Here is a 15,112-nt window from a genome sequence, read left to right as displayed (position 1 = left end):
CTCTTTCAAGTGATTGCTGCAAGTTACGAACGACGAAGCCTCATCATTACGACCAATCTCGAATTCTCCAAGTGGGGAGGCATCTTCACCGACGACCAGATGGCTGCGGCGATGATTGACCGTCTTGCTCATCACGGACAGCTCATTGTTTTTGAAGGAGAAAGTTACCGCCTTAAGCACGCATTAATGCGTCAAAAGTGACCGATTAACTGGAAATTCCACAGGGAATTTCATGATAAAACCAGGGAATTCCTGATGATAAAACCAGGGAAAAACCGATGATTATACCAGGGAAAAGCTGTTGATAAAACCAGGGAATTTCACTTGACAAAACACAATACCAGCCATTTATTGCAACCCAGATCAAATCAAACAGGTTTTAATTAATATTTTAAAAAATGGCATCGAGTCAATGCCTAATGGGGGAATCATTCAAATCGCTATCCGAAATGCCACGAATCAAGGTGTGCTGATACGAATTGAAGATCAGGGGATTGGCATTTCTGGAGAGAGGTTATCCCAGTTGGGTGAGCCGTTTTATACGACAAAAGTGAATGGAACGGGTCTAGGGCTTATGGTTTGTAAACGGATTATCGAAGGACATGGAGGCAAATTATTAATTCAAAGCAAAATTAATGAGGGTACTACGGTGGAAATCGAATTGCCTAAAAACGAAAAACCGACTCAACCGCATTAACTGCGCGAAGAGCCGGTTTTATTTTTCCTGATTCAGCATAGAATTCATTAGTAAGCTTTAGACTGACTCGACAGCTTCCTCCGCCTGTCCAGCAGCTGGTTCAACCACCGCGTCAAGCTTCTGCATGCCAAGTATGGTGACAAGAATGGTTTCTGGATCACTTAACACTTCAATATGCTTGGGAACTTCAAGATCAGCAACGGTGATATGTTCGCCGATACTTAGCTTACTAATATCAATGGCGAGATATTCGGGCAGCTTTTTCGGCATACAGCGGATCATGACCTCATGTGTTTCTATTTGAAGAATACCGCCTTCCTTGGTACCCTTAGCTTCCCCCGTGAAATGGACGGGAATTGATGTATCAAGCTGTTCTTTCATATTAATTTGAAGAAAATCAATATGCAGCAATTGACCCGTCAGGCAATCCTTCTGGACTTGATGGACGATGACCGGTTGTTTGGCTTTGGACGGCAGAGTAACATTCAGGATGGCACGCGGATTGCGTTTCAGTGATGCGCGGATTTCTTTTTCCGGGACAGTGACTTGTTCGGAATCCATACGCGAGCTATACACGACAGCAGGAATATGCCCCTCAGCTCGTAGTTTCTTTACAGGACCTGATCTTTCGGATAGTAAAATCGTTGTAGTCATGTGTTGCACCTCCGTAGCATTTGTAAGAGCGGCTCTAAGCTCTATTGCGTATTTACCCGATAAATAGTCCTTTGAAACAGGAAAGAATCAGGAAAATTTTTCGTTTTGGGCTTCTTTATCTTCTCATTTGATAGTAAAATAGAGGACAAGAGGAGGTTTGATAAATGATGAGTACACTGAAGAGTTTCACTGATGCAGATCAACAAATATCGTTGGAGTTAAGAGATGATCATTTAACTGTGCTTCGTTTCTACGGTGAAACATCCATTTACCCGTTCAAAAATATTTCTCTTGCCTCTGAGCCTATTCCTGAATATCCACTCAATCGTGTGGCTTTAACGGTTATTGATTTCAACACTGGTGTAACCGATTTCAAATTTTCATCTAGTAAAAATGATTTTGAGATATTCGTCCAAAAACTGATCGAAATTCATAGTGAATTTATTCCAAACCACTAGTTTTATCGGTAATAGTTGAAGCTGCTAAGGACAGACGATCCAATCGTTCTGTCCTTTTTGTATGTGCGTTTGCAAGCACATTATTGTCTCATCCGCGCCCAAAAAAAAGGGAGTTTGTCGTAATTTGTAGAATATATACACCTAAACGTGATACATAGTCTCAACCAAAGAGAGGGCTTGCCACATGCAATGGATTCGGAACGCTAAAATAAATTACAAGCTGATTATTATGATTGCACTACCTATGTTGGGGTTGTTATATTTCTCTTCCAATGCCATTTATGGAAAAGTGAAAGATCTGTCTGAATTGAACAAGCTGCAAACACTGGTTACAACGGAAATCTACATCAATGATCTGATTCATGAGTTTCAGAAAGAGCGCAGCTTATTATCAGGTTACTTTGAAGATAAAACAGTTACACGTCAACTCGTTGATCAACGTAAGCTAACCGAAGAGAAAACAAATGCATTTCGGGAGCAATTAAAGTCACTGAACACATCCGTTTTGGGAGATAAGTTTAAGAAAAGTGCAAATAATGTGGTAAGCAAGCTAGACCAAATTGTGATTCTTAGAACACAACTGGATCAGGGGAAAGCCAATGAGAGCGAAATACTTTCCTTCTATTTGGATACGACAAACAGTCTCTTTGATATGATGCAAAGCACGAACGAAATTAGCTCAAATAAACAAATTTCAAACATGCTTAATTCCTATATTTTGTTTTCCAAAAGTAAGTTTGCAACGAGCAGAGAGCGCGCAGTATTATTTCATGTATTCTCTGCGAATCGTGCGGATTTAAATGATATTGAACAGATCGGTGTGTTAGAGAACGAACAATTGCTTTACTATAAGGAATTCAAATTATTAGCAACAGAAGATGCACAACAACTCTATCAAAAAATGGTGAAAGGACAAGTTGTTAATGAGGTCGATCGTCTTGTTCAACTAGTCCAAAAAGCAGAACCTGGGAAAAATCTTGGGGTGGATTCACAGCAATGGTACAACGTAGCGACACAAGAATTAGATATTCTTAAAGAGGTTGAGGATGGACTTTCAAATGAATTAACTCAAAGTATGGAAACAATCAAAAAGAGTACCACGCAATCGTTGATTGGTGTAGTCATATTTAACGTCATTATTCTCATCCTCTCCTTCTTGGTCATCGTTTTGATTTCCAGAATGCTTTTATCTCAAATCCGGCTGCTTAAGAGATCGACGGAACTCATTCTGACTGGCGTCACAGATATTCATCTGGAGATTCAATCGAAGGATGAATTTGGCGAGCTGATGGGAGCCTTCAATCACATGGTTGCGAGCTTTAAAGAGGTCATTACTCAGGCGGATCGCATCTCATTAGGTGAATATGAGCAGACGATTGTTCCTCGTTCAGATGAAGACCAGCTAAGTGTGGCATTAATTCGTATGCTGACTTCATTAAAAGAAACAACCGCCGAAAATGAGCGGCAATTCTGGTTAAAAACGCAGTTAGCTCGTTTGACGGGGCTTGCACAAGGCGTTGCAAGTGTACAGCAGCTAGTGGGCATGCTTATATCTGAAATATCGACTCTTGTCGGAGCAGGCCAAGGCATTATCTATTTGAAAGAGATGCAATCAAATGAAAATCAATCCAGTGAGTTTGTCCTGCTTGGCAGCTATGCTTTTAAAGAACGAAAGAACGTAACGAATCGGGTTCGACCTGGTGAAGGTCTAGTGGGTCAATGTATTCTTGAGAAAAAGCCTATCTTGTTATCGAATGTGCCAAGCGATTATATACATATACAATCAGGTCTCGGGGAATCGAAACCGTTCCAAATCTTCGTTCTTCCGATCCTCTTCGAGGAGGAAGTGTTGGCTGTTATAGAGCTTGCCGCTTTCAAACCATTTACAGAGATTGAGCACGATTTACTGGAGCAATTATCCGATACACTAGGCGTTGTCATTCAAGCCGCTATCAGCCGTCAGATAACGGAAGCGTTACTGCGTGAATCACAGCTGTTAACGGAAGAACTTCAAACGCAGCAGGAAGAATTACGCACAGCTAATGAAGAACTGGAAGAGCAGACGCTGATGCTGAAGCAATCCGAAGAAAAGATGCGAATCCAAAGTGAGGAGCTTCAGGCCATTAATGAGGAGCTTGAAGAAAAAACCAACTATTTGGAAGTACAAAAAGCCGACATCGAGAAGCAAAATGCTTTTATTCAATTATCGAAGCAGGACTTAGAAGAAAAAGCGAAAGAGTTGGAGCAAGCGAGTCAGTACAAATCAGAGTTTTTGGCCAATATGTCACACGAACTCCGGACTCCGCTTAACAGCTTGCTGATTCTATCTAAATCATTATCCTCGAATGAAGATGGCAATTTAACGGAAGATCAAATCGAGTCAGCTAAGATTATTCATAGCGGCGGCTTGGATTTATTGACGTTAATTAACGATATTTTGGATTTATCCAAAGTGGAAGCGGGCAAATTGGACATCCAAATGGAAGAAGTGAGGCTGGACGATTTACTCCAGTCACTCCGTTACCAATTTAACCCAGTTGCCAAAGAAAAGGGCCTTTCGTTTATTTTAAAACTTGACGATCTAACCCTGGAATTCATAACGACAGATGGTCAGCGTACAGAACAAATCCTGAAAAACCTTTTATCCAATGCCTTTAAGTTTACAGCTTCTGGTCATGTGACGGTTGAGATCGCAAGGGCTGGAAAAAGAACGGCTTTCCAAAATAACCATCTGGAAGAAAATGGGGCTCTTGCGTTAACGGTAACTGATACGGGGATAGGAATTCCTCCAAGTAAACAGCAAGCCATATTCGAAGCCTTTCAGCAGGCGGATGGCACGACGAGTCGCAAATATGGAGGAACGGGCTTGGGTTTAACCATTTCTAGAGAGTTGGCTAAGCTATTGGGCGGCGAAATTCATATGCAAAGTTCCGAGGGGAAAGGCAGCAGTTTTACCCTTTATCTCCCGCTAGATGGAACCGCTAATGCCGAAATGACAGAGCCAAAGGTAGTGTCTTCTAAAGATGAGGTTGCTGCAGTCGATTCTCTACAGATTTCAAGTGAATTGTTGGTTGCAAGCACGATTGAGGATCATCTTTTAACGGCTCAGCAGGCGAAAACGTTCTTACCTGATGATCGGGAACACCTTAAGAATAGTGTGCAAGACAAGGTTATTTTGATCGTGGAAGATGATCCGTCATTTGCCAAAATTCTTATGGACATGGCTTACAAAAAGGGGTTCAAGTGCCTTGCAGCGGGAGATGGCTTCAGTGCCCTTCAATTAGCCAAGCAGTATATTCCAAGCGCGATTCTATTGGATTTGGGGCTTCCAGATATGGACGGCCTGAAGGTCCTTGATCATTTGAAGTATCACAACGAAACACGTCACATTCCTGTGCACATTATTTCAGGTCGAGATAAGAGCTCGGACTCCTTGAAACGAGGGGCCATCGGCTATTTGTCCAAACCGATTCAAGCGGAAGACATTGATGTTGTTTTTAACAAAATTGAACATAAGCTGCAAGAGCGCATCCAACAGGTCTTAGTGGTGGAGGATGATTTGAATAACCAAAAGGCTATTCATGAACTGCTCAAGCACAAGAAGGTTGATATTCATAGTGTTTCTAAGGGTATAGAAGCTCTGCAGCTTTTGAGATCACAGCCTTTTGATTGTGTAATTCTGGATTTGACATTGCCGGATATGACTGGCTTTGAACTGCTGCAGCAGTTAGTTGTGGATTCAGAGGGCTCCATACCGCCGATCATTATTAATACTGGAAAAGAGCTCACACAGGAAGAATATAAGGAACTAAACCAGTTTACGGACAGCATTGTGATTAAAGGCGCGAATTCACCGGATCGCTTGCTGGATGAGGTTTCTCTATTCCTTCACAGCGTTCATAAATCTCTTCCGCAAGCGCATAAAGAAATGATTCGGATGGTGCGTGATTCGGATGAAACCTTGAAGGGACGCAAAGTTTTGCTGGTGGATGATGACCTCCGCAACACGTTTGCCCTATCCAAAATATTAAGAAAACACGGCTTGGATGTCGTGATGGCGGATAATGGGAAGCTGGCTTTGGATAAACTGGAAATTGAATCCGGGATCGAGCTCGTCATTATGGACATTATGATGCCGGTGATGGACGGTTATGAAGCCATAGGTCATATCCGTACCATGCCGAAGTTCCAGTCCCTCCCGATTATCGCTTTAACCGCAAAGGCCATGACGGGTGACCGTGAAAAATGTATAGAGAGGGGAGCCAATGATTATATGACGAAACCGGTAGATACGGATAAATTATTATCATTAATCAGGGTTTGGCTCTTACGATAATAAATGCCTGAAAAACTCGCCGAAAAGATTGAAGTCGATCTTGTATTGGAAGCTATTTATCAGCGGCATGGATATGATTTCCGTAATTATGCCCGCTCATCTTTAATGAGAAGATTGCACTATGTCAGGCAGAAATCAAGTCTTGAGCGACTGTCTGACATGATTCCTTTGGTGCTCTATGATAAAGTGTTTGCCAATCAATTATTGCTGGATATATCGGTAACTGTCACTGAAATGTTTCGGGATCCTGAGTTCTTTGTGGAGCTGCGCAGTCTCGTGATTCCCTTGCTTAAGACGTATCCGTTTGTGAAAATATGGCATGCCGGATGCGCAACTGGGGAAGAAGTTTACTCGATGGCTATTTTACTAGAAGAAGAAGGCTTCTATGATCGTGTTCAGATATACGCGACGGATATGAATCAAGAATCACTAACTACGGCGGAAGAAGGGATTTACCCGATCGAAAGTATCCGGAATTTCACTAAAAATTATCAAAAAAGCGGAGGTAAATCCTCCTTCTCGGATTACTACCATGCCAAATATCAGATGGGCAAAATGAAGGAAGCTTTGAAAAGAAACATCGTGTTCTCGCAGCATAATTTGGCAACGGATAACGCCTTTGGTGAAATGCATCTCATCATTTGCCGGAATGTGCTCATTTACTTTGATAAGCAATTGCAAAATCAAGTCTATCAGCTTTTCAACCAAAGTCTCGTTCCACGCGGCTTCTTATGTCTCGGCAGTAAGGAATCTATCGAATTTTCAGTGATTCAGTCTCAGTATGAAGCACTCTCCTCGAAGTGGAGAATTTTTAGGAAGCAGCTGCCCGTGTAAGTAAGTTATGGAGGGGGACTAGAGTCCATGCGCCCATTGGAAGTTGTTGTTATGGGGGTATCGGCAGGCGGGCTTAAGGCACTTTCGCGTCTATTATCCTATCTCCCTTCTGACTACAAATTACCGATTATCATCGTACAGCATATCTTGGAGAGCAGCGACAGCTATTTAGCTGAATATTTAAATACACAAGTGGCTATCCACGTCAAAGAAGCGGTAGATAAAGAGGCTATTCAGCCGAATCACGTTTATCTCGCACCACCAGGTTATCATTTGCTAATTGAAGATGACCGCTCGTTAAGCCTATCCATTGATCCTAAAGTCAATTATTCGCGTCCTTCGATTGACGTTTTGTTTGATAGCGCAGCGTTTGCCTTCCAAGAGGGTTGTGTAGGCGTTGTCTTAACAGGAGCCAACCGAGATGGCAGTGCCGGACTCCTGACGATCAAGGAGAGTGGAGGCATAACGATTGTGCAGGACCCTGAAACAGCAGAATTCCCTGTCATGCCACAAGCAGCTGTAGATACAGTAAAGGTTGATTATATTTTGTCCTTAGAAGACATAGGAAAGTATCTGAGACAATTGCATGATCTCGAACAAATCCATCATTTTAAGGATTAGGAGGGCCTATATGGATACTCAGAAAAATAGGCATCAGGCGCCGAAAATTTTAGTCGTTGATGATCGAAAAGAAAATTTATTCGCTATGCAGAAAATTCTGCAAGTGCTCCATTGCGAGGTATATGTCGTCCAATCAGGCAATGAAGCCTTATCTTATACTCTGCGCCATGACTTTGCGCTTATTTTACTTGATGTAAATATGCCGGAAATGGATGGCTTTGAGCTTGCGGAGCTGCTGCGAAGCAACGAGGAAACGAAGCATATTCCCATCATTTTTGTGACGGCCAGTAATAAAGAGGATCAGAGTGTATTCAAAGGATATGAGAGCGGCGCTGTGGATTACTTGTTCAAGCCAGTCAATGCCGATATTCTGCTCAGTAAAGTGAAAATATTTCTAGAGCTCAATCGAAGAAATAAAGAGCTGGAGGCCATTCAATCGGAGCTTGAGCGCAGTAACGAGAGCCTAAGGGAGTTCGCGCAGGTCGTTTCGCATGATTTGAAAAATCCGCTGAATGTGATTACAGGGTTGAGCGAGCTGCTTATAGCTAGACATAGTGCGGATATGTCACCAAAAGGCAAAGAATACATGAATCAAATTTCAGCGACCGCTGAGCGGATGAACCACTTGATCACGGATTTGCTCTCGTATGCCCAGTTAAATGCGAAATCGGCTGCTTTTGGAAATGTAGATTTGAATGACGTCGTGACGAACGTGATTTCGGATCTAAGCAGCACAATCGAACAAAATGAAGGACAAATCCTCATGCAAGACAGGCTTCCAATTATTCAAGCGGATGCTACGCAAATGTACCAGCTGTTTCAAAATCTTATCGCAAACGGACTAAAGTATCGTAGGAAGGAACAATCGCCGATTATTCAGATTTCCTTATTGGAAGGAAATGAACCGGATACCTTCGTCATTCACATCCAAGATAATGGCATTGGTATGGAAAAAGAGGACATCCCGTCTATTTTCACTCCCTTCAAACGGCTGGACAATGCCAAAGCCTACGAAGGTACCGGTCTAGGACTTGCCACCGTGCAGAAAATCATCGAGAGGCACGATGGCCTCATGGAAGTGGAAAGCAAGCTCGGTGAGGGCACAACTTTTCGTGTGTATCTGCCGATTTCTCAAGGTTTTTAAAATAAAGCAGTCCGTCATGTGAATCCATTGGTTTAACTCAGGGGTTTTCAAATGCTTTTCTATGGGGAACACATCCAAACCAACACACATCCAAACCAACACATCCAAACCGCCGCGGCGGTTTTTTAGCTCGTAAGTTGTTTGTTCTCCATATAGGTCTCGATAATATCGAGAAGAGACTTATTTTTGATCGGTTTGCTCAAATAATCATCCATGCCTGCAGCGAGGCAGCTTTCGCGATCTTCTTTTAAGGCGTTGGCCGTTACAGCGACGATCAGGGGACATCGTTCTGGTGGGAGTGATTGTTTAATGATTGCGGTAGCATCTAATCCATTAATGATCGGCATGTGGAGGTCCATAAAGATAATATCAAAACGGTCTCTTAATGCGCACTTCACGGCTTCTTCTCCGTTAGCAGCAACTGTGATGAGATGCCCCTGTTTCTCAAGCATTTTAATTAAAACAAATTGATTGATGGCATTGTCTTCGGCGATAAGTATGTGCAGGGAAGCATGCGCTCTACCTTCATTTGTATGACCCTGGTATTCATTTGAATGATGATCCTCTTTGAGACAAAGTGTGAAGATGATCGTAGTACCTGGGTCGTCGGCAGGCTCTACCCAAATATCGCCTCCCATGAGTCGAACGAGCTTTTTAGTAATCGCCAAGCCAAGCCCTGTACCCTCATATTTGCGAGTCATCACATGATCGACTTGATTGAAAGGCTCAAAGATATAGCTTCTTTTATCAGCTGGAATGCCGATCCCGCTATCTTTCACAATGAATTCCAGTTGTATGATGTGATCTTCTTGTACACGTTTATTGACGTGCACGGAGATCCCGCCGAATGGTGTAAACTTGATCGCATTGCCAACCAAATTGATAAGTACCTGCTTCAACCGTTCCGAATCACCAACCAAAGAGTGGGGGACATTGGGATCTACTGTAAATGTCGTGGATAACTGCTTTTCATCCGCTTTGGTCGATAAAATATGAAACGTTTCAGAGATCGTATCTCGTATATTGAAAGGGAAATCGTGTAATTCTGTTTTACCGGATTCGATTTTGGAGAAGTCTAAAATATCATTAATGATACGAAGCAGCGTTTCACCGCTCTTATGAATAATCTCGACGTACGCTTTTTGTTCTTCGTCTAACGTTGTCGTTTGCAGTAGAAGATCCGTCATTCCAATAACACCATTCATCGGCGTCCGAATCTCATGGCTCATCATCGCCAGAAACTCACTCTTCGCTTTATTCGTATTCTCAGCTGTTTCCTTCTCAATCATTAGTTTCTTCTGCTCAGTCATGTCCTTGGCTATGATATAGAACCCAACATTCATTTCGTTCATGATGATGGGAGCAATCGTCGTCAGTACTTCAACAATATGACCGTTTATTTGGCGGATATGGTCAATCTTCTTTTCCATGGAAGCATCTAATAGGGAGTCGTTAAGGATTTGTTTCACATTGTTTTTGCCGACAAATCTGGAAAAAGGCATTCCAACGAAGTCATTGTTGTAAAAGCCTAACAACTCCTGTGCCCGCGTATTGCCATTGACAATAATTCCGTCCAAATCAAGCGAAATGACGGCATCATGCGTATGCATTTTCAGAGGGGTATACCGATCAATAGACTCTTGAAGCTTTTGTTCCACGGACTTGAGTTGTGAAATATCCGTCAAATGAACGATACCATAAAGAGGGTGCCCGGTTTGAGTATCGCAAACGAATGTGAGTTGGACGGATGTCCAGATGATGTCGCCATTCTTGTGCAAATATCGGATCTCCATGGTAAAAGAAGCAGCAAGACGATCTATCAAGTTTTGAACTTGATCCGAGTAGGGGAGCCAATCTTCAGGATAGGTGATTTCACGAATGTTAAGCTTCTCGAGCTCATCTGCCGAATATCCAAGTATCGAGCCATATGCGGGATTCACTTTCAGTAGGGACCCGTTTAACGATAGACAGGCGATCCCATGAGGAGAGAATTGAACCATCTGCTCGAAGAAACAATGTTTATCGAGTTGTAAGCTGCTCATCATTAGCCCCCAATCATTTTACCCATATATACCCATTATAAGCTTTTTTTGAAACGAAAACGAATGTCAGAATGTCATGTAGGCAGTCGAACTAACGGAAATCTTCCGAAAGATTCTTTTTGCTGTATTGATTTCTGAAAACTTCAGGCGTCAAGCCGACGGATTTGCGAAATGTCGAAATGAAATGCGAAGCGTCGAGGAAGCCGGTCGCGTCAGCGATCTGTTTCACCGTTTGATTAGGCTTGGCAATCAGCAATTCTTTGGATTTCTGAAGGCGCAGCTGCAGTAAATATTGGTAAGGAGAGAGACCAAATGCTTTGCGGAACAATGTATTGACATGTTGAGAGCTTATGCCAAGCAACTGCGACATCCATCTGAGTCCTACATCGGAAGAGGCAAAGCTATGCTCGAGCTCCAACAATAGCGGCAGCAGACGCTCGTGACTTTGGGAGAGGGATGCGCTTCTATTCACGTTGCCGTGCTTTTTGAGCAGAGTCAGGAATTGATAGATTTCAAGTGAGCCATTCATGCCCGTGAAGTCATGGCTGTAGCGGTACTTTTCGTAATAGTACTCATGAATACTAGCGAGTGGAGTTTCCATGCCCCAGCTAATTGTAGTGGATAACGGTATCTCTAGAGCATAGACAATGGAGGCAGCGAGTGCGCCATCGAAGGTTAAATACCACGTCGACCACTTAGCGGCCGTGATGTTATATTCATGCGGGACGTCTGCAGGCAGGAGCATGCCTTGATTCTCACTCAGCTTGACGGATCCGTTTTCGAGGATGATCTCTCCGCTGCCTTCAATCGTTTGGAGCCAATGGAAGCAGGGATAGCCTTCTTCCCGTTTGTAAAATTGCTGCTCATTTTCATAACCGACTGTTTCCAGGATAAGAGGAAGCTTGCGATCGGTTTCAGTAATGACGAAAAATTTTCTGTAGTCGGTTGCCATCGAACTGAGATTCACTCTTTCATTTTTTGATATGTGATGCGTAGTATCTTATATTTTAAAAGAAATTATTGTCTTGTACAATAAGAAGGTAGTTGATGAAATTTATACAACCTATAGAAGTGAGGAATTCAACAGATGGCTAAAAAATTCGAATATACACCTCCAGTAAACGGCTACCCGGAATGGAATAATAATCCTCAAATTTTTCAATTGAACCGTATGGAAGCTCACGCTACGCTGATGCCTTTCAAGTCCGAAGAAGAAGCACTTGCGGGGATTCGTGAAGCATCCGATTCGTACCAGTCATTGAACGGAACTTGGAAGTTTCATTTTGCTGAGAATGCACAAGGCCGCCCGCAAGAGTTTTATAAGAGCGACTATGATTGCAGCAGTTGGGCGGACATCGCCGTGCCTTCCCATTGGCAGCTGCAGGGCTTCGATTTTCCACAATACACGAATATCATCTATCCTTGGGTGGGGCATGAAGATCTGAAGCCTCCATTTGCTCCGGTAAAATATAACCCCGTTGGCTCTTATTCTCGGAGCTTTACGGTCCCGGCAGCTTGGGCTAATCAACCCGTATACCTTAGCTTTCAAGGCGTAGAATCGGCTTTTTATGTGTGGGTAAACGGTGATTTGGTGGGCTTTAGTCAGGATTCGTTTACACCTGCGGATTTTGATATTACACCGTACTTGACAGAGGGCGAGAATAAGCTGGCTGTTGAGGTATACCGTTGGAGTGACGCTAGCTGGCTGGAGGATCAAGATTTCTGGCGGTTAAGCGGTATTTTCCGCGATGTGTATATGTATAGCACGCCAACAACACATATTTCAGATTTCAAGGTGCTAACACATCTGGATGATGCCTTCGAGAATGCAGAGCTGCGTATTCAAGCAAAAGTTACGAATTATGATGGACTTAGCAGCGGTACTCGCCGTGTTGAAGCTGTTTTATATGATAGTGAGTTGAAACCGCTGTGGAACAAACCCCTTTCCGTAGAAGTTAATGTAAGTGGCGCTGCTGAGCAAGAAGTTGAGCTCTCCATTCAGGTGGATCAGCCTGCAAAATGGAGCGCAGAGAAGCCAACGCTATATACGCTTGTTTTGAGCCTAAGAGATGAAGAAGGCTCGCTCCTGGAGACGGAAAGCTGCAAGGTTGGATTCCGTAAATTCGAAATCCAAGACGGTTTGATGAAGATTAATGGTGAGCGGATTGTGTTCAAAGGCGTTAATCGCCATGAATTTGATACGGATCGCGGCCGTTCTGTTGATAAGGCAAGTATGCTTGCTGATATTTTGCTCATGAAACAACATAATATCAACGCTGTTCGGACCTCGCATTATCCAAACGACCCGCACTGGTATGAGCTATGTGACCAATATGGGCTGTATGTGATTGATGAAACGAACCTCGAGACTCATGGCTCATGGACTTATGGATCAGAAGTTGAAGGAGATGCTGTACCGGGAAGTAAGCCGGAATGGACAGGAGCTGTCCTGGACCGGGCGAATTCGATGATGCAAAGAGATAAGAATCATCCTTCCATTGTCATTTGGTCGCTAGGCAATGAGTCATTTGGCGGCGATAACTTTATTAAAATGCACGACTTCTTGCGTGAAGCCGATCCTTCGAGAGTTGTCCATTATGAAGGAGTTACTCTCTTCCGCGCATCCGACGCGGCTTCGGATATTGAAAGTCAGATGTACAGCAGAATTGAGAAGATCGAAGAGTACGCTCAGCGTAACCCGAAGAAGCCGTTTATTCTGTGTGAATATAGCCATGCGATGGGGAATTCATGCGGTAATTTATTTAAGTATTGGGAGCTCTTTGACAAGTATCCGGTTCTCCAAGGCGGCTTTATTTGGGACTGGATCGATCAATCGATCCGAACAACAACACCAGAGGGTGTTACCTACCAAGCCTACGGCGGCGATTTCGGGGATACACCGAATGATGGCAATTTCTGCGGTAACGGATTAATTTTCGCTGATCGTACGCCATCACCAAAGATTTATGAAGTGAAGAAGTGCTACCAGAATGTGAAGATCGAAGCCGTCGATCTTGCTAATGGCCAAGTGAAAGTGACGAATCAATATTTATTTACGGATCTGAGTGAGTTTGATTGGACTTGGTCCATCGCACGTAATGGTGAGCCTGTAGGTGAAGCCAAGCGTGGACAATTTACTGTAAAGCCTGGAGAATCAGCTGTAATTGAGTTGGCTCTTGATCAACTGGAAACCATTTTCCCGAAAGATGAGTTCGTACTGACGATCAGTCTACAGCTGAAAGAAGATACGAATTGGGCGCAAAAAGGACATGAAATCGCTTGGGAGCAGTTCTTGCTTCCGGTAAGTAAAAAGGCTTGGTCTCCAACTGAACAGGCTGTCCAAGAATCCGCGGCGACCTTGTCTGCTTTAGAAGCTGTACAAATTGCATCAACAAAGGAAACAATTAGTCTCAAGGGAGGCAATTTCACTCTTCAATTCCATGCAGCAACAGGTGATATCACTTCTTATGTATACGAAGGAAGGGAGCTGTTCCTGACAGGCCCGGCACCTAATTTCTGGCGTGCCTATACGGACAATGATCGCGGCAACCAGCATCACATTCGCTGCGCGCCATGGCAAGAGGCGGGAAGTGGAAGAACGCTGTTATCTTTGACAGCTAAATCGATTGGCGATGGCCGCGCCGAGGTACACGTTCAATATGAACTAGCGACTAAGCCAAGTTCCGAGGTGCAATTGGTTTACACGGTATCGCCTAGCGGTGAAGTAGAAGTACGTATGGAGCTCGTGCCTGGAGCTCATTTACCTGAAATTCCGGAGATTGGCGTACTCTTCCAATTAGACCGATCCTTCCAGCAATTGAGTTGGTACGGCCGTGGTCCGCATGAGAACTATTGGGACCGTGCTACCGGAGCCAAACTGGCTTTATACAGCGGTACCGCCCAAGAGCAGTTCGTGCCTTATTTACGCCCGCAGGAGTGCGGTAATAAAACGGATGTGCGCTGGGCGACGCTGACAGATGCGAACGGGCGTGGACTCCGCATTACAGGACTGCCACTCGTTGAATTGAATGCTCTGCCGTATTTACCTTCCGAATTGGAAGCCCATGACCATACGTATAAGCTGCCAGCTAGTGACAAAGTCGTGCTTCGGGTGAATTATAAGCAGATGGGCGTCGGCGGGGATGACAGCTGGGGGGCAAGAACACACCCTGAGTTCACGCTGTATGCGAATCGTACCTATGCCTACTCATTCGCGTTTAAAGGAATCTAACGAATTGGAAATGAAAAGTGCCACTTCATCTACAGATTTGCTGTAGTTGAAGTGGCACTTTTTTAGTAGATAAGCCAGAAAGTATAAGTTTTATA

At 43.7% G+C, this 15,112-nt stretch carries 11 protein-coding genes; 8 read left to right on the top strand and 3 right to left on the bottom strand.

The features are described 5' to 3' along the window. Nucleotides 1-9: 9 nt before the first annotated feature. Together G519_RS0113950 and G519_RS0113945 are read left to right on the top strand one after the other, a co-directional pair. Nucleotides 10-201: an ATP-binding protein gene (locus G519_RS0113950; RefSeq protein ID WP_409372012.1), complete on the top strand. Its 192-nt coding sequence runs from the start codon at nt 10-12 to the stop codon at nt 199-201. 136 nt (nt 202-337) lie between these two features. Next, nucleotides 338-697 (top strand): ATP-binding protein, encoded by a 360-nt coding sequence (locus tag G519_RS0113945; protein WP_084160157.1) that lies wholly within the window; start codon nt 338-340, stop codon nt 695-697. 57 nt (nt 698-754) lie between these two features. Here the strand turns inward: G519_RS0113945 and G519_RS42955 are convergent, their stop codons facing one another. Beyond that, nucleotides 755-1,351, bottom strand: a complete 597-nt coding sequence (locus tag G519_RS42955; protein ID WP_051253384.1) for a 50S ribosomal protein L25 — start codon at nt 1,349-1,351, stop codon at nt 755-757. A gap of 164 nt (nt 1,352-1,515) precedes the next feature. Here G519_RS42955 and G519_RS0113935 point away from each other — a divergent pair, with 164 nt between their 5' ends. The 5 genes from G519_RS0113935 to G519_RS0113915 all read left to right on the top strand — a co-directional run bounded on the left by G519_RS0113935 (nt 1,516) and on the right by G519_RS0113915 (nt 8,744). Continuing rightward, on the top strand, nt 1,516-1,809 hold the full coding sequence (locus G519_RS0113935; RefSeq protein WP_029195227.1) for a hypothetical protein: 294 nt from the start codon (nt 1,516-1,518) through the stop codon (nt 1,807-1,809). Between the two features lie 184 nt (nt 1,810-1,993). Then, entirely contained in the window at nt 1,994-6,145 is a 4,152-nt protein-coding gene (locus G519_RS0113930; RefSeq protein ID WP_029195226.1) for a response regulator, read from the top strand. Between the two features lie 3 nt (nt 6,146-6,148). Then, complete coding sequence (locus G519_RS0113925; RefSeq protein ID WP_029195225.1) at nt 6,149-6,979, top strand: CheR family methyltransferase; 831 nt, start codon at nt 6,149-6,151, stop codon at nt 6,977-6,979. Between the two features lie 27 nt (nt 6,980-7,006). After that, nucleotides 7,007-7,600, top strand: coding sequence for a chemotaxis protein CheB (locus tag G519_RS0113920; protein ID WP_029195224.1), 594 nt, complete (start codon nt 7,007-7,009; stop codon nt 7,598-7,600). 10 nt (nt 7,601-7,610) lie between these two features. Beyond that, complete coding sequence (locus G519_RS0113915; RefSeq protein WP_029195223.1) at nt 7,611-8,744, top strand: ATP-binding protein; 1,134 nt, start codon at nt 7,611-7,613, stop codon at nt 8,742-8,744. Nucleotides 8,745-8,869: 125 nt separating this feature from the next. Here the strand turns inward: G519_RS0113915 and G519_RS0113910 are convergent, their stop codons facing one another. Together G519_RS0113910 and G519_RS0113905 are read right to left on the bottom strand one after the other, a co-directional pair. Then, nucleotides 8,870-10,786 (bottom strand): PAS domain S-box protein, encoded by a 1,917-nt coding sequence (locus G519_RS0113910; protein WP_029195222.1) that lies wholly within the window; start codon nt 10,784-10,786, stop codon nt 8,870-8,872. A gap of 91 nt (nt 10,787-10,877) precedes the next feature. Continuing rightward, the gene (locus G519_RS0113905) at nt 10,878-11,738 is read right to left on the bottom strand and encodes an AraC family transcriptional regulator (protein ID WP_036632895.1); all 861 of its coding nucleotides are present in this window, start codon (nt 11,736-11,738) and stop codon (nt 10,878-10,880) included. 135 nt (nt 11,739-11,873) lie between these two features. On the opposite strand from G519_RS0113905, the gene G519_RS0113900 reads away from it, so the two are divergent. Then, nucleotides 11,874-15,017 carry a glycoside hydrolase family 2 TIM barrel-domain containing protein gene (locus G519_RS0113900; protein ID WP_029195220.1) on the top strand — a complete coding sequence of 1,048 codons (3,144 nt, stop codon included), beginning with the start codon at nt 11,874-11,876 and terminating at the stop codon, nt 15,015-15,017. Nucleotides 15,018-15,112 lie beyond the last annotated feature (95 nt).

It is taken from the genome of Paenibacillus alginolyticus DSM 5050 = NBRC 15375 (assembly GCF_000422905.1).
GTDB classification, from domain to species: Bacteria; Bacillota; Bacilli; order Paenibacillales; family NBRC-103111; genus Paenibacillus_E; species Paenibacillus_E alginolyticus.
Note: the sequence above shows the minus strand (reverse complement) of the source record. Positions and strands in the feature narration are given on the sequence as shown.